Genomic DNA, 19754 nt, shown 5'->3' with positions numbered 1-19754 from the left:
TCGTCGAACGCCGCATGGGTGAATTGCGGGCTGCCGGCGCACTCGCCCATGGCCCAGACGCCGGGCGCAGTCGTCTCGAGGCGCTCGTTGACCTTGATATACCCTCGTCCATCGAGTTCGATGCCGGCACGGTCGAGGCCGATCCCGTGCGTGTTTGGCGTGCGCCCGGCCGCCACCAGGACATCGCTGCCCTCGATCGACCGCTCGCCCTGCGGTGTCGTGATCCGGAACCGCACCGTGACGCCGGAGCGGCCACCAACCGCTTTTGTCGCGGCGCCGAGGATGACCTCGATGCCATCTTACTCAAAGATCGCCCGGACCGCCTCAGCCACATCGGGATCCTCATGTCTCATGAGTTGAGGACCATGCTCGATGACCGTCACTCGGCAGCCGAAGCGGCGGAAAGCCTGTGCGAACTCCGCGCCGACGTAGCCGCCCCCGAGCACGGTCAGGTGCTCGGGCAGGCGATCGAGCTCAAGGATCTCGACCGGGGTCATGGGAGAAGCGTCGGCCAGCCCAGGGATATCGGGAACTGACGCATGGGTACCGAGATCGAGGAAGACGTGCTCGGCCTGGATCCGCCGTATTCCGCTCGCCGCGAGGGATACCTCGATCGTACGCGACGCGGCGAAGCGGCCCTCGCCGAGAATGAAGTCGAGACCTTTGGCCGCGAACTTCTTGCGGTGGGTTTCGACTAGGTCCGCGACCATCGCACGCTTGCGCTCGCGCACTCCTTCCATGTCGGTGGCTACCGGATCAGCTCGCAGGCCGTAGGCGGAGGCGTGGTGGAGCAAGTCCGCCACCTTGGCGCTATGGATTACGTTCTTGCTCGGCAGGCAGGCGATATTCGGACATGATCCGCCGATCAGGCCGCGCTCGACCACGACGGTTCGGCGGCCTTGCGCCGCAAGGTCCCAGGCAATGTATTTGCCTGGTTCACCGCCGCCAAGGATGAGGTTCTCGACTGTCTCAGTCTCACGCATGGCAGCCTCCGCAGGCTTGGCATGAGCATCAACCTGGACCCGGCTCACGGCTTTTTGGCGGTTGCGGGGCTGGTGAGGCTGCAATCAGATGTGTGACACGTGGGATCCCCTGTGTTAGCCGCAAGAGTTTCTCTTCGTGACAGCGGTCCGCGTTGGTCACGCGCTCGTGCTGGCGTAGGTGCTCAAGCCAGGAATCGACCAGGAAGGTCTCCACGAAGCGTCCGGGATGGGCCGCATCTTCAAACACCCCGCATGCATAGGCGCCATCGCGCTTGCGCTCGCGGGATAATGCCTCCATCGCCAAGAGGAATGCATCGCGATGCTGGGGCAGGACCTCGTACTCGATGGTGATCAGAACCGGGCCCTGATCGCCTTCGAACTCTTGGGCCACCACCGGCGGCGGCCAGTGCATGGAGGGCGCAAGATCGAGCCCAGCCGCCGTCAGGAGCCGCCAGCGCGACGACACGGGAACGGCTAGGACGGCGGCGGCTGCCGCGATGTAGAGCGTGAAAGGGAGCCCCCTGTGCGCGGCGAGTTCGCCCCAGATGATGCTGCCAATCGTCATCGCAGCGAAAACGACGGTCACATAGATCGCCAGCCCGCGAGCGCGCACCCAGTCCGGCAAAGCGACTTGGGCGGAAACGTTGAGGGTTGCCACGACACTGATCCAGGATAGGCCGGCGATAAGGCTCGCCGTCATAGCCATGACGGGCTCTCGCGCCAGCCCGAACAGCACGAGAGCCATCGCGGTGCCGAGCGTTCCTGAGGCAACGATCCGATCTGGACCGAGTTTGGCCTTAATTCCGGACAGCGCAAATGCACCTGCGATCGCCCCAGCCCCGATTGCACCAAGAAGAAGGCCGTAAAGTTCCGGTCCGCCGGCAATCTGGACCCGGTCTACGAGCGGAAGCAGCGCCCAGTACGCGCTCGCGACCAGGAAGAACCCGGCCGCTCGTTTCAGGGTCGCCCGCAAAGGCAGATTGTTTCGCGAATAGCGGAAGCCCGTGCGAATGGCACTCGCGAACCGCTCAGCCGGAAGGTGGGTTGCCATTTTTGGTGGCGGGCGCCACCAAAGCAAGGCTGCGACGGTCGCCAGATTGGCGATGGCGTTCACCCAGAACGGTGCCGCAAGTCCGATAATCGCGATGAGAGCGCCACCGAGCGCAGGGCCGATGGCGCGGCTGATGTTAATGCCGACGCTGTCGGCCGCCACGGCGGCTGGTAGGTCTTCCATCGGGACCAGCTGCGGCACGACCGATTGCCATGCGGGAGCTCCTAAGGCTGAGCCTGTTCCAGCCAGGAACACAAACAACAACAGCGAAGCCGGAATCATGAAGTCAAAAGAGACGAGTGCGGCAAGGACGGTAGCACTCACCGTGGTCCCAATCTCGACACTGATCAGGAACAACCGTCGGTCGACGATGTCGGCCAAGGCACCGGCCGGAAGGGCGAAGAGAAACATCGGCAGGCTGGCAGCGACCTGGACCAGCGATACTATCAACGGATGGGTATCCAGGCTGGTCATGAGCCAGCCTGAAGCAGCGCTGTACATCCAGTAGCCAATGTTGGCGACAAGCGTCGCGGTCCAGATTACCGCATAGGCTCGATACCGAAAGGGGGCCCACGGTGAAGCCCGGTTCGTTACGAGGGGTTTAGAGTGCTCTGCTCGAGCCATACGCATGCCCCGGATGATCGGGTTGGTACGCAACTCGGCGATGTGGACACTGCGCTGATCGAACGTGGCAAGTGCCCGAAACGGACCTGCGCCTCGTCCTGAGGCCGTCCATCCTAGAAGTCCCGCAGCAAGGCCGTAGAGACGCAGACGATAAACTGGTGAAACTACGGCTTGTTGATGGCAATCATCGTCGCCTTCCTGCAATGCTCCACTCACACCCAACGCACGTATGCGGCACACAGGACGCGCCGCAGGACGATCAAGACTTCCAGAGAATTCGCGCCATCCTACCCATTTCGCCTCTCATCCAACTCTATAGTCCTCAAACGAGACGGCAAGCTTCGGCTTTCGTCCGGATAACCCAAAGGCCGACTCTCTGTTGGCTCAGCTTCCCGGCTTACAAGCAGGCCATATGTCGAGATGAGGGTGCCATCGCTTCCATGATATAGGCGCATTGTGATGTCCATGATGAGGATCATGGGCATTCTTCGTGTTACAGGATAGCGGTAGTCCTGGAACGGTGATTTCCGGCGCCATTCGGTTCACCCGTTCTGAAGATTTGTAGCGCATCCTAGTGTCGGTCCAGATGCTCTGAGAAGGGCAAAGCGATGATCTTTCAGCAGACGCTGGCCAAGGCGTGTTCATATCCAGACTTCGACAGTCTCCCGGTTGGCGGCGTGTGGCGGAAGGGTCGAGCGGGTTGCAGCGGAGCCACCTTAGGCACGGTGAAGGATGACCTGTAACGGGCACGTTCAGGCTGAGCCACGGCTTTCCACCTGCGCAATTTCCTGAGGGCAGAAGTACCATGAATCAGCATCGAGTGTCTTTCCTGTTCGATCTTGACGGAACTCTCGTTGACAGCGTCTACGAGCATGTTCTGGCGTGGCACGAGGCGCTGGAAGCTGACGGGATTGAGCTCTCGGTCTGGCGCATCCATCGCAAGATCGGGATGTCGGGCGGGCTCTTCACGAACATGCTGTTGCGTGAGACCGGGCTGGCGATCGAGCCTCAGCGTATCGAACGGCTGCGGCGATTTCATGCCGAGGCGTATAATCGCCGCTCCGGCAGCATCCGGCCGCTACCAGGCGCTCGTCAGCTTCTCTCCTACTTGACCGAAGCGGGCATTCCCTGGGCCATCGCAACGAGCGGCCGAATCGAAACGGCAGGACCTGTTTTGAGGAACCTCGGCGTTGACCCCGCGAAGGTGCCCGTCATCACGCGCGACAAGGTGAGGCATGCCAAACCAGACCCGGACCTCTTCCTGGCAGCCGCCGATGCGCTCGGGCATCCGATCGAGAGCGCCTGCGTGGTCGGCGACAGCATCTGGGACATGCTGGCCGCCCGCCGAGCCGGTGCACTCGGGGTGGGCTTGCTCTCAGGCGGCTATGGGGAGGACGAGCTCTACCGCGCGAGCGCCTACCGGGTCTACGAGGATCCAGCTGATCTGCTGAAACATATCGACGAGGCGGGCGGAAGGCGGTGAGGCAATCTGCCTTCCGCCCACCTCAGTCCTGCGATGGCCGACGGTGGCGCCTCTCCAGGCTCTCAGGCGTCAGGGTCATCCTGTTGCGACGCCCGTCGTGATGCGCCAAAAATGTCCCACACCGCAATGAACATGGCTGCGATAACGGGGCCAAGGACGAAGCCGTTGAACCCAAACGACGCCAAGCCGCCCAAGGTCGAGATCAGCACGACATAGTCGGGCATCTTGGTGTCCTTGCCGACGAGGATTGGACGCAGGATGTTGTCCACTAGACCGATCACCAGCACGCCATAGGCGATGAGGATGAGCCCCTGGGCCGCAGCCCCAGTGGCTAGAAAGTAGATTGCGACCGGAGCCCAAACGAGGCCCGCACCAAATGCGGGCAGCAGGGACAGGAAGGCCATCAGAACCGCCCACAGCAGCGAGGCAGGAATACCCAGCAGCCAGAAGATCAGCCCTCCGAGGGCGCCCTGCACGAGCGCGACGAGAACATCCCCCTTGACCGTAGCCCGGATGACGACGGTGAATTTGCGGAACAGCGTTTGCCTCTGGTCGGGGCGCAGCGGCACGGCTTCAATGATGTGCCTCGACAAGCGGTCCCCGTCCCGCAGAAGGAAAAACAACAGGTAGAGCATCACGCCCAATCCGACGATGAAGTCGAATGTGCTCTGGCCGATGTTGACGGCCTGGGTGGCGAGCAGTTGAAGGCCTCTTACGAGCCCAGCGGACAGCCTGCTCTCGGCGTCGCCTAAGTCCGGTTGTCCGAAGCGGTTCAGCAGGTCGTTTGCCCACCCGGGCAGGGCGCTCTGGACATGCCGCAAGGACTGGCCAATGTCGAGCTCTCCCGACTGGACCCTCGCATACAAGCTGGATGCTTCCTGTAGCAGAGAGAGGACTATCAGCGTCAGCGGTAAGATCACCAGCGTCAGGATGATCAGGACTGTCGCGAGAGCCGCGAAATTGCGGTTCTGCCGGAGCGCGCGTGACAGGCGCCGGTAGAGCGGCATAAACACGATCGCCGCGACAAGCCCCCAGAGAACCGCGCCGTAGTACGGCCAAAGGACCCAGGCGAAGGCGATCGATACGATAACGAGAAGCAGCAGGAAGGCTTGGTCTTCCAGTGAGCGCATGCCCATTCCCCATGAAGCAAGGCCTTTATGACACCTCGCCTGCAAACGCGGAACGATTTTCGAGCCTAAATTCAGGGCTCTTACGTTGTGGCGTTCTCATGGTTATCAACTGACGTACCGTCAATTGGGAGCACCGCAACAAAGCCTTCCTACAGGGGCATGTGGCGCCTGTTTGGGATGTGCGCCAAATCGTCATTCGAACCGACAGCTGGCAAAGCGGCTGGATCACTGTGGCGGCGCAGGGAGAACTCACGATGTCCAACGCTGCGACGCCGAGCTGATGGGCATCTCCGTTGACCGCGTTCAGTGCCACGCGGCGTTCGTACGCGGGCGCAAGCTTCACTTTCCGCTGCTCGCCGACTTCGAGCCCAAGGGAGCCGTGTCCCGCAGCGACGAGGCTTACCGGTTCCATGAGGGCACCTCCGAGCGGGCCCTTTCGTGATCGACCGTGCCGGTCTCATTGCTTGGCATTATGTGTCGCCGGTCGGCATCAATCCGGGTGCCGACGGGGTCGTGACGGCCCTTGAGCAACTGAGCAAGGCCGGTAGCACCTAAGGACGATCCCGGCCGTCCCACCCTGACTGGTGGCTCGGACAAAGTGGAGCAATTGACATGGCTCATCTGACACCTCCTGTCGGCCCGCAGGACAAGACGCAGGGACCTGCGACGGCACCGGTCACCCTGGTCGAGTACGGCGATTACGAATGCCCGGCCTGCGGCATGGCCTATGGCATTCTCAAGCTCGTGCAGAACGAAATGGCGGATGACCTGTGCTTCGTGTTCCGCAACTTCCCCTTGACCGATATTCACCCGCACGCGGAACACGCGGCCGAGATCGCCGAGGAAGCCGCGGTTGCCGGGAGCTTCTGGCCGATGCACGACATGCTGTTCGAGAACCAGGGGGCCCTCGATGATCCGAGTCTGGTCGCCTATGGCGAGCAATTGGGCCTCGGGGAACGAGGTTTGCTGGATGCCCTCGGCGGCAGCCATGTCCAGCGCATTCGCCGGATTTCCTCAGCGGCGTTCGGAGCGGTGTCAACGGGACGCCGACGCTGTTCGTCAATGGACAGCGTTATGACGGCTCTGTGGATCCGGAGAGCCTGTTGGCGGTCCGGCGCCAGCAGGCCGTGTCAAATCGCTAGGATAATGTCGGTTCCGGCCGATCGTGCACCTCAATCCTTCGTGGTCGAGGGAGGACGTCGGGGAAGATCCCGTTTGGCGGGATCCTCGAACGCATCCTCGCCGGGCCCAAGCCCCGATCCTGCCGTCTCCTGACCATCCGAGCCGCCGAGATCGAAGCCCGGGCGATCCTCGGAATCGGGACGGGGCGGGCGATCGGCCGCTTTCGGATCCGGATACTCAGCCGGCACGTTCGGCTGGTCGGGGCCGGATCGCTTGTCAGTCTTGTTCATGGTGATCTCCTCATCGTCTGCGAGAGCGCCGATCCTCGCGTGGAGCTGGCCTCATCCCAATCCGGGATCGACGTCATTGCCTTCGGTGGGCAAAGGCCCCGCACCTTCTGCAGGGGTCGAGATCTCGCGGGTCGCTTCGGGCGATACGGTCGGATTGCCGTCGCGCCGATGTGGGCTGGTTTCGTGCCAGGGCGGCGTCAGGCCCGGTTCGATCCTGGCGAACCGGGCCTGTTCGGCCTCGACTTCACGGAGTGGATCCGCTCCTCCCGGCTCATGGGGAATCGCGGCCGGTGCCACCCCACCCGGTCGGCTTTCCTGCGGGAGCGGTTCCTGCGATCCGTCCGGGGATGGAGGCAGCTCGGAGTGGTTGCCATAACCTGCGTAGCCCATGGTGGGCTCCTTTGTTGTGGGACTAAGCGTCAGCTTCCTGTCTGGGTCAGGACCTCCAGCGCACCGGCCGCTTTGAGCTCGGCCTGGGCGAGGTCCCGCTGTTCCGCGGTTCGGGGCTGGATCCAGAGCACGAGCCCGCCGTGCTCAAGCTGATCATGGATGGAGCGGGCATGCTCGTGGTGGAAACCATAGGCCAGCAACGCTCCGAGCAGACCTCCCGCTCCGCCCGCTGCGGCAACGCCTGCCAGGGCAATCCCCAGGCTGCCACCGGTCAGAATAATGCCTCCGGCCGCGAGACCCGCGCCAAGATAAGTCAAGCCGCCGATCAGGCCGCCCGCGGCCGCGCCTTCGCTCTCCGGCTCAATGTAGGCGCCGGTCGGGACCGCTGGATTCCGCGCGACGTCCCTTGCTGTCGCGGTTGGGTGGCGGCGCCAGCCTTCGACGGCCGCCTGTGGTGCGAGCACCCCGAACTGGGCCCTGTCGAAACCAGCGAGCTCCAGGCGGTCGATGGCAGCCTGCAGCGCCGCCGCTGAGGGAAGAACGCCGATCACCCGTTCCTGCTCTCTATCCGGCATGATCGCGCCTCCGATAGCAGAGTGAGTACAGGTACAGATTTCGGCATTCCCATGGTCAATGGGAAGAAGGGTCTCGGATTTTTTGACGGCGGGCTGGAACACCCTCGTTCGGGCACGGCTTAACTCGCTGCCCATTCAAGCACGGAGTTCGACCATGGCGGAACTCGTGGTGATCGGTTTCGACACGCAGCAAGAGGCGGATCGCGTCCTGACCGAGTTAAGGCGTCTTCAGAAGGAATATCTCATCGACTTGGAGGATGCGGTTATCGCCATCCGCCAGCCAGATGGTCAAGTCCAGCTCAAGCAGAGCGTCAACCTCACCAGCCTTGGCGCCGCCTCCGGCGGTCTGTCCGGAGCCATGTGGGGCTCGCTTATCGGTCTGCTGTTCCTCAATCCGCTGGCAGGCTTTGCAATCGGGGGGCTTGCCGGAGCCCTCTCAGGCTCGGCGATCGACTACGGCATCAATGATGACTTCATCCGGTCCCTTGCCGGGACGCTCAAGACGGACAGCTCGGCTCTCTTCGTTCTTGTCCGGAAGGCCCAGCCCGAGAAGGTTCTGGCTGAACTGTCAAAGTTCAAGGGGCACGTGCTGCGCACCTCCCTCTCGCCCGAACAGGAGGCGCGGCTGCAAGCTGCCCTCTCGGGAGCAGACAAGCAATCTACAGCGGCCCATCCAGCATAGGCCGAGGACCAAAGACGCTGTCGGACGGACCCTGAACCCAAGCCACGCAGCGATGGTGTCGCGGTTCGGCACAAATCCGACGGTCGGCACAGACCATGGGGCCAGTCCATCCTCGGCTGTCCGAACCAGTCAGCAGTGGACAAACCCTGCGCCGAAAGGACAATGACAATGGCAACCTTGCGGAAAACCGGAACCGAGTCAGCGCCCCAGAGCAGCCAGCCCTGGCTGCATCAGGAGGGCCGGGAGATCCAAGGGTTCGGCACCGTGCGGCAATTCCCGCTCGGACTTTCCTATGATGCCCGGCTGTATTCGTGCCAGCGGCTGAACCAGATCCTCGCCGACACGCAGATCCTGTACGCCTTGTACAAGAAGCATCACTGGCTGATGCGCGGCGCCACGTTCTACCAGTTGCATCTCTTGCTCGACAAACATGCCGGCGAGCAGGTCAAGCTCATCGACGAGGTTGCCGAGCGGGTTCAGACGCTCGGCGGCATTGCCGTGGGCGACCCACGGCACGTGGCGGAGATCACTCGAATCCCACGCGCGCCCAATGGCTGCGAGGAAGTGCCCGCCATGCTCTCGCGGCTGCTGGAGGCGCATGAGATGATCCTCATCGATGCTCACGATGCCGCGGCGCGCACAGCCGAGCAGGGCGACGACGGCACCAACGACCTGATCGTCTCGGAGGTGATCCGCACCAACGAACTTGAGGCCTGGTTCCTTGTCGAGCACTTGGTCGACACGCCGCTCGTGCGCGCGTGATCGGACCCAATTCTGGCCATTCATGCCTGGGCCGGGAGGCGGCAATGAAGTACGACGATCCTCAGGGCTGGATGTGGTCGGAGGCCATTGCGGCCCTCACCCGTGCGGAGCGGCTGCACCGGCAGATCTTTCAGCCCCGGCCGGCAGCGCGGCAAGCCGCCTGGGAGCCGCCGGTCGATGTGCTGGAACTGGAGCGCGAGGTCCTGATCCTGGTGGCCCTGCCGGGAGTGGATCCCGAGCACGTCGAAACCGTGATCGAGGACGGATCCCTTCTTGTGGCCGGTCACCGCGTCCTGCCGCCGCAGCTCCAGACAGCCGTCATCCATCGACTGGAGCTTCCACAGGGCCGCTTCGAACGGCACGTGCCCCTGCCGCCGGGACGGTATGCAGCGGTCAGACGCAGCGCCGCCAACGGCTGTCTGATCGTCAGCCTTCTCAAGGCCAGCTGAGCCCTCGGAGAGACGCCCATGTCCAATGGCCCAGAGACAGATCGTTCCACTGCTCCCGAAACCGTTTCAGTGTCCAGCCTGCCGCCAGATGACCTGATCATCCTTCCGGTGCGCAACACGGTCCTGTTCCCCGGAACGGTTTTTCCGCTCGTCCTCGGACGCGAACCCTCCATCGCTGCCGCACAGCAGGCCATGCGCGAGGAGCGTCAGGTCGGGATTCTGATGCAGCGGGATCCTGAACGGGCTGAACCATCAGCGATTGACCTTCACCGCACCGGCACGGTCGCGAATATCCTGCGCTACATCAATGCACCGGACGGCACTCACCACGTCGTGCTGCAAGGCGAGCAGCGCTTTCGCGTGATCGAGTTCGTGCGTGAAAGGCCATTCTTCGCCGCACGCGTCCAGCGGATCGAGGAGCCGGAAAATCGCACGCCCGACATCGAAGCGCGGTTTCTTCACCTCCGGCAACAGGCGCTCGAGGCTCTCCAACTGCTGCCACAGGTCCCACAGGAACTGGTCGGCGCCGTCCAGGGCGCCACCTCCCCATCCGCCCTGAGCGATCTGGTTGCCGCCTATCTCGATATTGGGCCGGATGAAAAGCAGGAAATCCTGGAGACAATCGACCTTGTCACCCGGATGGACAGGGTTTCCCGATTTTTGGCCCAAAGGCTCGAAGTCTTGCGGCTGACACAGGAAATCGGACGCCAGACCCAGGCGGCATTTGACGAGCGTCAGCGCGAGGCCATCCTGCGCGAGCAGATGGCCACGATCCAGCGCCAGCTCGGGGAGGGGGACGGCCGGTCCCAGGAGGTCGCCGAACTCAACGATGCCATTGCCCAAGCGAACATGCCACCCGAGGTCGAGGAGGTGGCCCGCAAGGAGCTGCGCCGCTACGAGCGGATGCCGGAAGCGGCTGCCGAGGCGGGGATGGTCCGAACCTATCTCGACTGGCTGATTGAGTTGCCTTGGGCGTTGCCTGACGAGAAACCGATCGACATCGCCGCGGCGCGGCGCGTTCTCGACGACGATCATTATGACCTCGAGAAGATCAAGGCCCGCATCATCGAATATCTTGCCGTGCGCAAGCTCGCACCGCAGGGCAAGGCGCCAATCCTTTGCTTCGTCGGTCCGCCCGGCGTCGGCAAAACCTCACTCGGACAGTCGATCGCGCGTGCGATGGGGCGCCCGTTCGTGCGGGTGAGCCTCGGCGGCGTCCATGACGAAGCTGAAATCAGAGGCCACCGCCGGACCTACATCGGAGCGCTGCCCGGCAATATCATCCAGGCCATCCGCAAGGCAAAGGCCCGTAACTGCGTGATGATGCTGGACGAGATCGACAAGATGGGGCGAGGCATTCAAGGCGATCCCTCCGCTGCCATGCTGGAGGTGCTCGACCCTGAGCAGAATGCGACGTTCCGCGACAACTATCTGGGCGTCGCCTTTGATCTAAGCCACGTAGCCTTCATCACGACGGCGAACATGCTCGATCCCATCCCCGGTCCCCTGCGCGACCGGATGGAAGTCATCAGCCTTGCCGGCTACACGGAAGAGGAGAAGCTCCAGATCGCACGGCGCTATCTGGTAGGCCGCCAGCTCAAAGCGAATGGCCTCCGACCGGATCAGGCCGAGATCGACGACGAGGCGCTCCGTCGGATCATTCAGGGCTACACCCGTGAGGCGGGCGTTCGCAATCTGGAGCGCGAGATCGGCACCGCTTTACGACATGCTGCTGTTCGGGTTGCCGAGGGGAGCGCCGAGCGGGTCCACATTATGGTGGAAGACCTCCCGGAGATTCTCGGGCCACCCCGCTTCGAGAATGAAGTTGCCATGCGCACCAGCGTTCCGGGCGTGGCGACCGGCCTCGCCTGGACGCCGGTCGGCGGCGACATCCTGTTCATCGAGGCAACCCGCACGCCCGGCAAAGGCAACCTAATCCTTACGGGACAGCTTGGCGACGTCATGCGTGAAAGCGCTCAGGCTGCGCTCAGTCTTGTCAAAACCCGCGCCGCCTCGCTCGGAGTTGACGAGGCCGTTTTTGTCGCAAGCGACATTCACATTCACGTTCCCACTGGAGCGACGCCGAAGGACGGCCCGAGTGCCGGGGTTGCAATGTACATTGCCCTGGTCTCGCTGCTGACGAGCCGCACAGTCCGGAGCGATACGGCGATGACCGGCGAGATCAGCCTACGCGGGCTCGTGCTCCCCGTCGGCGGAATCAAGGAGAAGGTGGTTGCCGCCGCCGCCGCTGGTCTCACACGCGTCATGCTGCCGGCTCGCAACCGCCGTGATGAGGCAGATATCCCGGACGATACTCGCAAAAGGCTTGAATTCATCTGGCTGGAGCGGGTCGACGACGCCGTTGCGGCGGCCCTTGAAGAGAAACCGGCCGATGTCCCGGCAGCGGCCGAATGAGGAATACAACTCGGGAGATGAGCCATGGCTGATGGAATTTGTGATATCTGCGGCATCCGGCCGGCCACGGTTCGGGCGCAGGTGGTCAGGAACGGCCACCGCGAGACGATGGAGCTGTGCGACATCGATTACCGTCGCCTGGCACGCCAGCAACACTCGAGTTCGCCGCTGGAATCCCTCTTTGGCCGGCGCGGCAGTCTGTTCGACGACTTCTTCAATGATGAGTTCTTTGGTGGCAGTCCGCTCAGAGATCCGAGCGATCGCGCCGATGAAGCTGCCGACACCGGCGACGGCGGCGGGGCGCCCATTCCGGTGCGACCCGGGCGTGGTCGCGCCCGTGGCCGCGGAGCCGCCGCAAACGTCGCCGACCGCCTGAGCGAACATGCAGAGGATATCCTCCAGGCGGCGGCTCGCCGGGCCGGCGACTTCGGCCGCAAGGAGGTCGACACCGAGCACCTGCTCCTGGCGCTCACCGAAAGCGATGTCGTCCGCACCATCCTTGATCAGTTCAAGGTCTCGCTCGACGACCTGCGCAACCAAATCGTCCAGGAAAGCCCGCGCGGCGACTTCAACCCGGAGGAGGGCGGCGAGATCGGCGTATCGCCCCGGGTGAAGGACGCACTCTCCCGCGCCTTCTCGGCTTCCAGCGAACTCGGACACTCCTATGTCGGCCCCGAGCACCTGCTCATCGGCCTTGCAGAGGAAGGAGAAGGCATCGCGGCCGACGTGCTGCGCCGCTATGGGCTCACGCCCCAGGCGATCCGTCAGCAGGTCACCAAGGTGGTCGGCCGCGGCGCCGAGGAAGGCCGGGTCGAGACGCCCACCAACACGCCTAATCTCGACAAGTATTCCCGCGATCTCACCAAACTCGCCCGCGAGGGCAAACTCGACCCGGTGATCGGTCGCGCCCGCGAGATCGAGACCACCATCGAGGTGCTGGCCCGGCGCAAGAAAAACAACCCGGTGCTGATCGGCGAGCCCGGCGTCGGCAAGACCGCTATCGTCGAAGGCCTTGCTCAACGCATCATTGCGGGCGAGGTACCGGAAAGCCTCCGGGACAAGCGTCTCGTGGAACTGTCGATCAACTCCATGGTTGCCGGTTCCAAGTATCGCGGCGAGTTCGAGGAGCGCGTGCAGCAGATCCTCAAGGAGGTCACCGAGCGCGAGGACGAGCTGGTCCTGTTCATCGACGAGATCCACACCATCGTCGGCGCCGGCCAAGGCGGCGGCGAAGGCGGGCTCGACATCGCCAACGTGTTCAAGCCTGCGCTTGCCCGCGGCGAGCTCAACCTGATCGGCGCCACGACGCTCAACGAATACCAGAAGCACATCGAGAAGGATGCGGCTCTCGAACGCCGCTTCCAGCCGGTCTTCGTGCCCGAGCCGACGGTGGCGCAGACCATCATGATCCTGCGCGGCCTGCGCGATACGCTCGAGGCTCACCACAAGGTCACCATCACGGAGGATGCGATCATCGCGGCAGCGGAGCTGTCCGACCGCTACATCACAGGTCGCTTCCTGCCCGACAAAGCCATCGATCTCATCGACCAGGCGGCTGCCCGGGTGAAGATCTCGGCGACCGCACGGCCCGTTGACGTGCAGGAGCTGGAGGCCGAGGTGCGCCAGCTCAAGCGCGAGCAGGATTACGCCGCCTCCCGTAAGCAGTTCGACCGCGCCTCAGAGCTCAAAAAACAGCATGAGGAGCGCGAGAAGGAGCTGCAGGACGCGACCGAGCGCTGGCGGCGCGAGCGTGGCTCGGCTTCCACCGAGGTTCGCACCGAGCATATCGCCCAGGTGGTCTCGAAGCTCACGGGCGTGCCAGTCAACGAGCTCACCACGGAAGAGCGTCAGCGGCTCGTGAACATGGAGGAGCGTCTGCATCAGCGCGTGATCGGCCAGGAGGAGGCCGTCAGGGCAGTGAGCGACGCAGTGCGCCTCGCCCGCGCGGGGCTGCGCGAGGGAAGCCGTCCCATCGCGACCTTCCTGTTCCTCGGACCGACTGGCGTCGGTAAGACCGAACTCGCCAAGTCTCTCGCTGAGACGGTCTTCGGCGAGGAGGACGCCATGATCCGCCTCGACATGTCGGAATACATGGAGCGGCATGCGGTGGCTCGACTGATCGGCGCGCCTCCGGGCTATGTCGGGTACGAGGAAGGCGGACAGCTCACCGAGCGAGTTAGGCGCAGGCCGTACTCGGTGGTGTTGCTCGACGAGATCGAGAAGGCTCATCCGGACGTCTACAATGTGCTGCTACAGGTCTTCGACGATGGCCGGCTGACCGACGGCAAAGGGCGCGTGGTCGACTTCACGAACACCATCGTCATCGCCACCAGCAACCTGGGTTCCGATATCATCCAGCGCCACCTCAATATCCGTGGCACGGCCGAGGACGATCAGGCTCGTCTCAAGCGCGAGCTGATGGACGTCCTGCGGGGCCACTTCCGGCCCGAGTTCATCAATCGCATCGACGAGATCATTGTCTTCCATGCCCTGGCCCGCGGCGAGATCCGCTCCATCGTCGAGATGCAGCTGGAGCGGGTGAAACGTACCACCCACGGTCAGGGGGTGGATCTCGTCATCGACGGCAGCCTCGTCGATCACCTCGCGGCGGCGGGATTCCGGCCGGAGTTCGGTGCCCGCGAACTGCGCCGCCTGATCCGGTCAGAGCTGGAGACCCAGCTGGCCCGTTCCATGCTGGCGAACGAAGTTCATGAAGGCGACCGGGTGCTCGCCCGCTGGGATCCCCAGCAGCAGAAGGTCGTGCTCGAGACACAGGCAAAAGCCGAGGCCGCTGAGCAAACTGATACCTCGGTTGAGGTCGAGCGAAAACCATCAGAGTCACCCGGCGCGCATGAGGCGGCCGAGTAAAACAGGGCTGGCCTGGGTCAGTACTTGGTGCCTGCTTGCCGACGGTAAGAGAAAGCGAGGGGACGATGAGCCAACTGGTTGCCATGGTTTTTACTGGTGAGGACCAAGCGGCCGAAGGGATTCGGATCCTGAAGGATCTCCAGGCCGACGGGAGCATTGCCCTGGACGGGCTGGCTGCTATCGAAAAGGATGCGGCCGGACGCCTTCAAGCCAGGCGACTGGCCGACGAGGGTCCCATCGGGACCGCTGTTACGGCTTTGATCGGAGCTGTTGCCGGGTTGGCGATCGGCCCGGCCGGAGCCGTGATCGGGGCCATTGGAGGAGCCCTGGTCGGACAGGCTGCGGATCTGATTGCTGAGGACGACCGCACAGGGTTTCGGCAAGTGATCACAGGCGCATTGAAGACCGGTGATGTCGCGCTGGTTGCTGAAATCACCGAGAACGGTCCGTCGCCGCTCGCGGCCCGCATACAGGACATCGGCGGCATGATCGTGCGCGGCGGTCCGGCATTTCATCTGATGGCTCCGTCGCAAACTTGAAGTATAGGTGTTTTTCGGCGCCACTTTTGGTCACGGCGGCGCTAAGCTGTTGATGCTACAACAACCAGCCAGCGCGAGCTTGCCAGTATCGACAAGTAAAAACTGAGTTTGCGACAGAACCCTCTGGGGTGGCCGTTGGCGCTGACCTTGTTCCCGTGGGATCCCTCAAAGGGTCAGCAGGAGGGCCGCATAGCCGGCCATCCCGGCCGCAAAGGCCCAGAAGCGGCTCTGGCGTTCGCTCAGCACCTCCTCCTTCAGCACGTTCAGGATCACGCCGCCGGCCAGAAAGGCGGTGAGGACGGCGACGGCTGCCTCCGAAATCTCGGCGGCGCAGCCGATGCCGAGCCCGATCAGAACCGAGGCCGCCAGTACCCAGCGGCCGACGTGGCGGTAGGGCTTCTTGTGGTCCTCGTTGAGGCCGTAGTCGGTCACCAGGAAGTGCAAGGCCATTGCTACCGCGAAGAACAGAAGCGCCGGCAGTGTCATCACTTCCCGGTGGAGCAGGAGATAGCCGATCAGCGCGTTGTAGATCGCAAACGAGCCCATGTGGATCCAGAACACCTTCGGGCTGGTGCTGGCCGCCGCCTCGCTGCCCCACCCGGGCTGGACGGGTGTCCCCTCCCGCTGGCAGCGGGACGTCTTGGCGAGCCGGTCGAGGCCGTAGAAAACAGCCAGCCCCACCAGGGCGATCAGGTAGACGTGGCGCTCGGCAAAGGTCTCGCTTGCCTGAACCACGCGGCTGACCTTCTCCTGCCCCGCTGCAAGCTCTGGGAGAAGATGGACGAAGACATAGGCCACCGACACGCCGCCCGCGAGGGACAGCCAGATGCTGCGCGGGTGCCCTCAAGGAAGCGCAGTGAAGGTGTGATCACGTGGATGACGGCCAACAGGAGGGCTGCGATCACAGCGGCAAACGCAAGGGTGGGCATGGATGGGCCTCTCCGGTCGGCAAGCCCCGCCGATGCACGAACCGTGCGGCTGTCGCCGGGCGATGGGGCCTGTGACAACGCGCAAAGTTGCAAAAGGTCAGGCCCTACCAGACGGCCGGCCCTCGCCAGAGGCCCTTCAAGGAAGATTGCCCGATTGACAGGATTGCTGACTGAGAACCACCATTCCCGGGTGGGGGCGCCACGAGGATGGCCGCCATGGACAACTTTGATCACATCCTGAACTGGAAGCTGAAACGGGGCTCGCACACCTTTCCGGGTAAGGATGGCGGAACGTGCGTCAACGAGGCCGCCATTGTCGCGGCCGGTTTTCCGTACCGGCGTGTCTGGTCGGTTCAGGACATGCCGGAATGCTTCTCGCGCCCGATCTGCGCCTTGGCCATGCAGTTGAACGACGAAGCCAATGACGCGGAGCGGCAGCTTCTGCTGCGCTTCGCGGCCCGCCTGGCCTGTGCCGACACGCCAGAGGTGGAACGGGAACGCGAGGTCTACATTGATGCACGCCTGCGCCTACGTCTGGCCTTCCGGGAGCGTCTGGCAATCCTCGAAGGCGTGCTGGCCATCGGACGACAGGCCGATGCCGTCGCACCGGAGGAGGTGAGGGTGCGCTTGGAGGATGTGCAGCAAACGGCCATCTCGCGCACCTCAACGGACGAGCACACGCTACTTGCCAAGGTGCATGGCTGGCTCGCTGCGGTCCTCTGAACTTCCGTCCAGGATGCCAGCCTTTGACGGGAGGGATGGGCCAGCCCGGGGCCCGGCCCGCCCAATGGCCGGCCGGTTGGTGCCGCCTTCCACAGCCAAGGCGCATGCCCGCAGGCCAACGCGATTGGAAGGGGCCACCTTGTGTCCGATGAAACCTTCCGGAGTGGGGAAGCAACACTCCTTGAGGGACATGCTGCCGGGACAAACCGGTGTTTTCTTTGGCTGCCTCGGCCTCGCCCCGGAGCCGGAGCACCTGGGAACCCCTCTCCACCCACCCGATATGCCATGCCGTGGATCCAAGGATGGGCTCCGCTGGAGCAGTCCAGGGAGGCAGCGGGCCGGCCCCGACCGGAGGAAGTCCGGGACCGGCAGCCATCAGCCTCGTTGAGCCAGCGCAACGAGCCGATCGCAGGATTGGGCTAAGCAGGGCCATAATCTCCGGAGACGACGATGCAATACCCAGGCTTCTTTGATGAGGCGCCCCGTCTCGTCCTGTACGATCCCTTGAGCGCCTTCCTCGGCGCGACCAAGGACGGGCTGGTCGAGTACACCTATCTCGATGCCGTCAAGCTGGCCGGGCATTCGTGCCCGACCGTGGCCGGCGCCTATCTGATGACGCTGCGCGCTCTCAGGCATCTGTACTCGGGCCGAATCCCGGTGCGGGGCGACATCGACATCGCACTGGGCCAGGAGGCCGCCGATGGCGTGGCCGGCGTGATGGCGTCGGTGGCCACCCTCCTGACCGGAGCCGCCGGGGAGGGCGGCTTTAAGGGGATCGCTGGACAGTTCGAGCGCTCCGATCGGCTAACCTTCGGGGTGGACTTCGACGGGGAGATCCGGTTTACCCGCCGCGACACGGGTGAGAGTGTCATCGCAGGCCTGAATGCCGCCGCCGTGCCACTGCACGCCGATACGCGCCTGCTGTTCCAGCGCGTTCTCGGCAACGCGGCCTCCCCGGAGGAGGCCCAAGAGTTCCGGCGGCTGTGGCAGGACCGGGTGAAACAGCTGCTGATCGACCATGGCGACGATCCGGAGGTGATTCGGCTGACGCCCGTACTGGACCGGGTGTCGGTGTCGGCGGCTTGAAGAAACTTCGGCCTCTGTCCCACCCTATCAGTGAAGGGAATTCACATGCCCGAGATCGAGATCCAGGACGGCACGATCCAGATTGACGCCTCAGTCCTCGGCGAGGGCCTGGGCGTGGAGCCGTCACGGGTACCGGAACTGCTCCGCGGCGGGGCGATCACCAGCCGATGCGAGCGCGGCATTGGCGAGGATGAAGGCCGCTTCAGGCTGACGTTCTTCCATGCCGGACGGCGGCTGCGACTTGTCGTCGACGCGGTCGGGCGCATCCTGCAGCTCTCCAGCATCGACTATGGCCTCCGGCCCCTGCCAGGAGCCCTGCGCAGGCCGGGCCGGTGATACCAACCCTCCGAAGGGCTGACTCTTTTAAGCGTGGCGCAGACTTGGCGGGTTCCCTGTCCTTAATTGTCCCGCCGTTCCCAGGAGCTCACGACATCGCCCCGCAAGCTCCTTCGTGAGTTTGTTCGCGATTTCTGCGGGTGCCTACGAGGCATGCGGCGGCAGAATCGCGCAGCGGGTCAGCGTGTTCACGCCATCTGTTGGCACGAGGTCAAGCGCGCCGCACCAGTGACTTCTGTAAGGCGTCGTGTTCCCCGGCAGGGCGCGGTACAGAATGTACCAGTGTGGAACACTGAACCAGATATCCCGCACGAGCATCCCGACACCGTCCGGTGTGACCTGGAACGGGGCGGGTACGCAATCGCGGTCGTTGCAGCACGGCACCCCCTGTCTGGTGTAGACGCCGGCGTAAATATTGTGGCTCTCGACGGGTTGTTGGGCAATGAGTACCGCGCTGGCGAGAACGGCGGCGAGGGTAATCTCAGGTAACCGTATCCTGCCGGTGCATGGCATCCAGACCCAGCGTACGACGCGTGCCTGTTAGCTGCCATTTGATCCTCCCACGCCAATGGCGCTGGATACTAAAACATGGCCTTATCCGCAGGCACATGAGTTTCGAGCAACAAGACACGGGATGAGCTCCTCGCTCGGCCAGGGGCAAGCGGCGCACCGGAGGCAGGTCAGGCCGCTTCCACGCTATGCAGCTCGAGGCCTCCGGCCCGGACCATGTCCTCGGCCCCGCGCGTCGCCGCCGCCCTGATGTCCTCGAACAACAGCGCGATCTCCCGGAAGACGCTCAGATCGGCCTCGTCGGTCGAGAGCGTGTCGAGTTCGCCGACGAGTTCGAGCAGCGCCCCGATGCGCTCCGCCTGGTGGCGGGCGTCGAGGATCAGGCCGCGGAGCTGGCGCCGGTTCTCCAGAGCCTCGAACCGCTCCAGAGCGGCGTCGAGCTTGCCGCGGCAGCGGCAGTCCAGGTCCAGGGTGTCCATGACGGCGCGCACACGCACCAGCAGAGGCGAGGGGGCAGGTGGGGTGCCTTGCCCGGGAGAGGCGGCGATCTCGCGCAGGTCGGGCTTCATCAGCGGTCTCCGTCGGGCTTAAGGTGGTGGCGGTGGTTGCCCTGTGACGACAGGAGGACAGATGTCGGTCCCGACTTCGTTGCCCTGGCGCAAAAACGCGAGACGCAAAAAGTCCGGGTCAGGCCCGGACTTTTCATCAGATCGGATCACTTCGGTCAGTGACCGCTGGTCGACATGGCCGACTTCTCGGGGTTGTGGTCTTTGAAGATCGCGGCGTTCTCAGGACCTTCCACCTGAA

20 protein-coding genes and 1 pseudogene are annotated in these 19754 nt (G+C 63.8%); 12 read left to right on the top strand and 9 right to left on the bottom strand.

From position 1 onward, the window contains the following. Nucleotides 1-14: 14 nt before the first annotated feature. Nucleotides 15-983: pseudogene (locus ACS5Q0_RS23890) on the bottom strand (dihydrolipoyl dehydrogenase family protein); the annotation flags it as partial. 28 nt (nt 984-1011) lie between these two features. Beyond that, the gene (locus ACS5Q0_RS23885; protein ID WP_473129167.1) at nt 1012-2658 is read right to left on the bottom strand and encodes an MFS transporter; all 1647 of its coding nucleotides are present in this window, start codon (nt 2656-2658) and stop codon (nt 1012-1014) included. 805 nt (nt 2659-3463) lie between these two features. Here ACS5Q0_RS23885 and ACS5Q0_RS23880 point away from each other — a divergent pair. Continuing rightward, nucleotides 3464-4141 (top strand): HAD family hydrolase, encoded by a 678-nt coding sequence (locus tag ACS5Q0_RS23880; protein WP_473129150.1) that lies wholly within the window; start codon nt 3464-3466, stop codon nt 4139-4141. 62 nt (nt 4142-4203) lie between these two features. On the opposite strand, the gene ACS5Q0_RS23875 is transcribed toward ACS5Q0_RS23880, so the two are convergent. After that, the gene (locus ACS5Q0_RS23875) at nt 4204-5271 is read right to left on the bottom strand and encodes an AI-2E family transporter (RefSeq protein WP_473129149.1); all 1068 of its coding nucleotides are present in this window, start codon (nt 5269-5271) and stop codon (nt 4204-4206) included. Nucleotides 5272-5551: 280 nt separating this feature from the next. On the opposite strand from ACS5Q0_RS23875, the gene ACS5Q0_RS23870 reads away from it, so the two are divergent. Both ACS5Q0_RS23870 and ACS5Q0_RS23865 read left to right on the top strand, forming a co-directional pair. Beyond that, complete coding sequence (locus ACS5Q0_RS23870; protein ID WP_473129148.1) at nt 5552-5713, top strand: hypothetical protein; 162 nt, start codon at nt 5552-5554, stop codon at nt 5711-5713. Nucleotides 5714-5883: 170 nt separating this feature from the next. Then, nucleotides 5884-6546, top strand: coding sequence for a DsbA family protein (locus ACS5Q0_RS23865; RefSeq protein WP_473129147.1), 663 nt, complete (start codon nt 5884-5886; stop codon nt 6544-6546). Here the strand turns inward: ACS5Q0_RS23865 and ACS5Q0_RS23860 are convergent. The 3 genes from ACS5Q0_RS23860 to ACS5Q0_RS23850 are packed head-to-tail and all read right to left on the bottom strand — an operon-like array spanning nt 6444 to nt 7648. Next, nucleotides 6444-6683, bottom strand: coding sequence for a hypothetical protein (locus tag ACS5Q0_RS23860; protein ID WP_473129169.1), 240 nt, complete (start codon nt 6681-6683; stop codon nt 6444-6446). The genes ACS5Q0_RS23865 and ACS5Q0_RS23860 overlap by 103 nt on opposite strands. 51 nt (nt 6684-6734) lie before the next feature. Further along, nucleotides 6735-7073, bottom strand: coding sequence for a hypothetical protein (locus tag ACS5Q0_RS23855; protein WP_473129146.1), 339 nt, complete (start codon nt 7071-7073; stop codon nt 6735-6737). Nucleotides 7074-7102: 29 nt separating this feature from the next. Continuing rightward, entirely contained in the window at nt 7103-7648 is a 546-nt protein-coding gene (locus ACS5Q0_RS23850) for a hypothetical protein (RefSeq protein ID WP_473129145.1), read from the bottom strand. A 154-nt stretch (nt 7649-7802) separates the two neighbouring features. On the opposite strand from ACS5Q0_RS23850, the gene ACS5Q0_RS23845 reads away from it, so the two are divergent. From ACS5Q0_RS23845 to ACS5Q0_RS23820, 6 genes are all read left to right on the top strand, one after another. After that, on the top strand, nt 7803-8330 hold the full coding sequence (locus tag ACS5Q0_RS23845) for a DUF1269 domain-containing protein (RefSeq protein ID WP_473129144.1): 528 nt from the start codon (nt 7803-7805) through the stop codon (nt 8328-8330). Nucleotides 8331-8498: 168 nt separating this feature from the next. Beyond that, nucleotides 8499-9092, top strand: a complete 594-nt coding sequence (locus ACS5Q0_RS23840) for a Dps family protein (RefSeq protein WP_473129143.1) — start codon at nt 8499-8501, stop codon at nt 9090-9092. Between the two features lie 44 nt (nt 9093-9136). Further along, nucleotides 9137-9541 carry an Hsp20/alpha crystallin family protein gene (locus ACS5Q0_RS23835; RefSeq protein WP_473129142.1) on the top strand — a complete coding sequence of 135 codons (405 nt, stop codon included), beginning with the start codon at nt 9137-9139 and terminating at the stop codon, nt 9539-9541. A gap of 18 nt (nt 9542-9559) precedes the next feature. After that, nucleotides 9560-11956, top strand: coding sequence for an endopeptidase La (gene lon, locus ACS5Q0_RS23830; protein WP_473129141.1), 2397 nt, complete (start codon nt 9560-9562; stop codon nt 11954-11956). Nucleotides 11957-11980: 24 nt separating this feature from the next. Further along, nucleotides 11981-14824: an ATP-dependent Clp protease ATP-binding subunit gene (locus ACS5Q0_RS23825; protein WP_473129140.1), complete on the top strand. Its 2844-nt coding sequence runs from the start codon at nt 11981-11983 to the stop codon at nt 14822-14824. Between the two features lie 65 nt (nt 14825-14889). Then, nucleotides 14890-15363 carry a DUF1269 domain-containing protein gene (locus ACS5Q0_RS23820; protein ID WP_473129139.1) on the top strand — a complete coding sequence of 158 codons (474 nt, stop codon included), beginning with the start codon at nt 14890-14892 and terminating at the stop codon, nt 15361-15363. A gap of 165 nt (nt 15364-15528) precedes the next feature. On the opposite strand, the gene ACS5Q0_RS23815 is transcribed toward ACS5Q0_RS23820, so the two are convergent. Continuing rightward, entirely contained in the window at nt 15529-16161 is a 633-nt protein-coding gene (locus ACS5Q0_RS23815; protein WP_473129138.1) for a hypothetical protein, read from the bottom strand. A 347-nt stretch (nt 16162-16508) separates the two neighbouring features. Between ACS5Q0_RS23815 and ACS5Q0_RS23810 the strand changes: the two genes are divergently transcribed. The 3 genes from ACS5Q0_RS23810 (at nt 16509) to ACS5Q0_RS23800 (ending at nt 18437) form a co-directional block, all read left to right on the top strand. Next, nucleotides 16509-17015, top strand: a complete 507-nt coding sequence (locus ACS5Q0_RS23810; protein ID WP_473129137.1) for a hypothetical protein — start codon at nt 16509-16511, stop codon at nt 17013-17015. A gap of 450 nt (nt 17016-17465) precedes the next feature. Continuing rightward, nucleotides 17466-18101, top strand: coding sequence for a hypothetical protein (locus ACS5Q0_RS23805; RefSeq protein ID WP_473129136.1), 636 nt, complete (start codon nt 17466-17468; stop codon nt 18099-18101). A gap of 45 nt (nt 18102-18146) precedes the next feature. Next, nucleotides 18147-18437: a DUF6522 family protein gene (locus ACS5Q0_RS23800; protein ID WP_473129135.1), complete on the top strand. Its 291-nt coding sequence runs from the start codon at nt 18147-18149 to the stop codon at nt 18435-18437. A 144-nt stretch (nt 18438-18581) separates the two neighbouring features. Here ACS5Q0_RS23800 and ACS5Q0_RS23795 read toward each other — a convergent pair whose 3' ends face one another. Next, complete coding sequence (locus tag ACS5Q0_RS23795) at nt 18582-18821, bottom strand: hypothetical protein (protein ID WP_473129134.1); 240 nt, start codon at nt 18819-18821, stop codon at nt 18582-18584. Nucleotides 18822-19117: 296 nt separating this feature from the next. Beyond that, nucleotides 19118-19516 carry a hypothetical protein gene (locus ACS5Q0_RS23790; protein ID WP_473129133.1) on the bottom strand — a complete coding sequence of 133 codons (399 nt, stop codon included), beginning with the start codon at nt 19514-19516 and terminating at the stop codon, nt 19118-19120. Nucleotides 19517-19754 lie beyond the last annotated feature (238 nt).

It is taken from the genome of Microvirga sp. HS2 (genome assembly GCF_055792805.1).
This window is presented reverse-complemented; position numbering and strand designations above follow the sequence as displayed.

Coding starts and splice junctions, on each gene's coding strand:
- ACS5Q0_RS23875 (WP_473129149.1), bottom strand. CDS start 5,271: ATGCGCTCACTGGAAGACCAAGCCTTCCTGCTGCTTCTCGTTATCGTA.
- ACS5Q0_RS23845 (WP_473129144.1), top strand. CDS start 7,803: ATGGCGGAACTCGTGGTGATCGGTTTCGACACGCAGCAAGAGGCGGAT.
- ACS5Q0_RS23865 (WP_473129147.1), top strand. CDS start 5,884: ATGGCTCATCTGACACCTCCTGTCGGCCCGCAGGACAAGACGCAGGGA.
- ACS5Q0_RS23835 (WP_473129142.1), top strand. CDS start 9,137: ATGAAGTACGACGATCCTCAGGGCTGGATGTGGTCGGAGGCCATTGCG.
- ACS5Q0_RS23800 (WP_473129135.1), top strand. CDS start 18,147: ATGCCCGAGATCGAGATCCAGGACGGCACGATCCAGATTGACGCCTCA.
- ACS5Q0_RS23840 (WP_473129143.1), top strand. CDS start 8,499: ATGGCAACCTTGCGGAAAACCGGAACCGAGTCAGCGCCCCAGAGCAGC.
- ACS5Q0_RS23790 (WP_473129133.1), bottom strand. CDS start 19,516: ATGAAGCCCGACCTGCGCGAGATCGCCGCCTCTCCCGGGCAAGGCACC.
- ACS5Q0_RS23850 (WP_473129145.1), bottom strand. CDS start 7,648: ATGCCGGATAGAGAGCAGGAACGGGTGATCGGCGTTCTTCCCTCAGCG.
- ACS5Q0_RS23870 (WP_473129148.1), top strand. CDS start 5,552: ATGGGCATCTCCGTTGACCGCGTTCAGTGCCACGCGGCGTTCGTACGC.
- ACS5Q0_RS23880 (WP_473129150.1), top strand. CDS start 3,464: ATGAATCAGCATCGAGTGTCTTTCCTGTTCGATCTTGACGGAACTCTC.
- ACS5Q0_RS23805 (WP_473129136.1), top strand. CDS start 17,466: ATGCAATACCCAGGCTTCTTTGATGAGGCGCCCCGTCTCGTCCTGTAC.
- ACS5Q0_RS23825 (WP_473129140.1), top strand. CDS start 11,981: ATGGCTGATGGAATTTGTGATATCTGCGGCATCCGGCCGGCCACGGTT.
- ACS5Q0_RS23810 (WP_473129137.1), top strand. CDS start 16,509: ATGGACAACTTTGATCACATCCTGAACTGGAAGCTGAAACGGGGCTCG.
- ACS5Q0_RS23885 (WP_473129167.1), bottom strand. CDS start 2,658: ATGGCTCGAGCAGAGCACTCTAAACCCCTCGTAACGAACCGGGCTTCA.
- lon (WP_473129141.1), top strand. CDS start 9,560: ATGTCCAATGGCCCAGAGACAGATCGTTCCACTGCTCCCGAAACCGTT.
- ACS5Q0_RS23860 (WP_473129169.1), bottom strand. CDS start 6,683: ATGAACAAGACTGACAAGCGATCCGGCCCCGACCAGCCGAACGTGCCG.
- ACS5Q0_RS23855 (WP_473129146.1), bottom strand. CDS start 7,073: ATGGGCTACGCAGGTTATGGCAACCACTCCGAGCTGCCTCCATCCCCG.
- ACS5Q0_RS23820 (WP_473129139.1), top strand. CDS start 14,890: ATGAGCCAACTGGTTGCCATGGTTTTTACTGGTGAGGACCAAGCGGCC.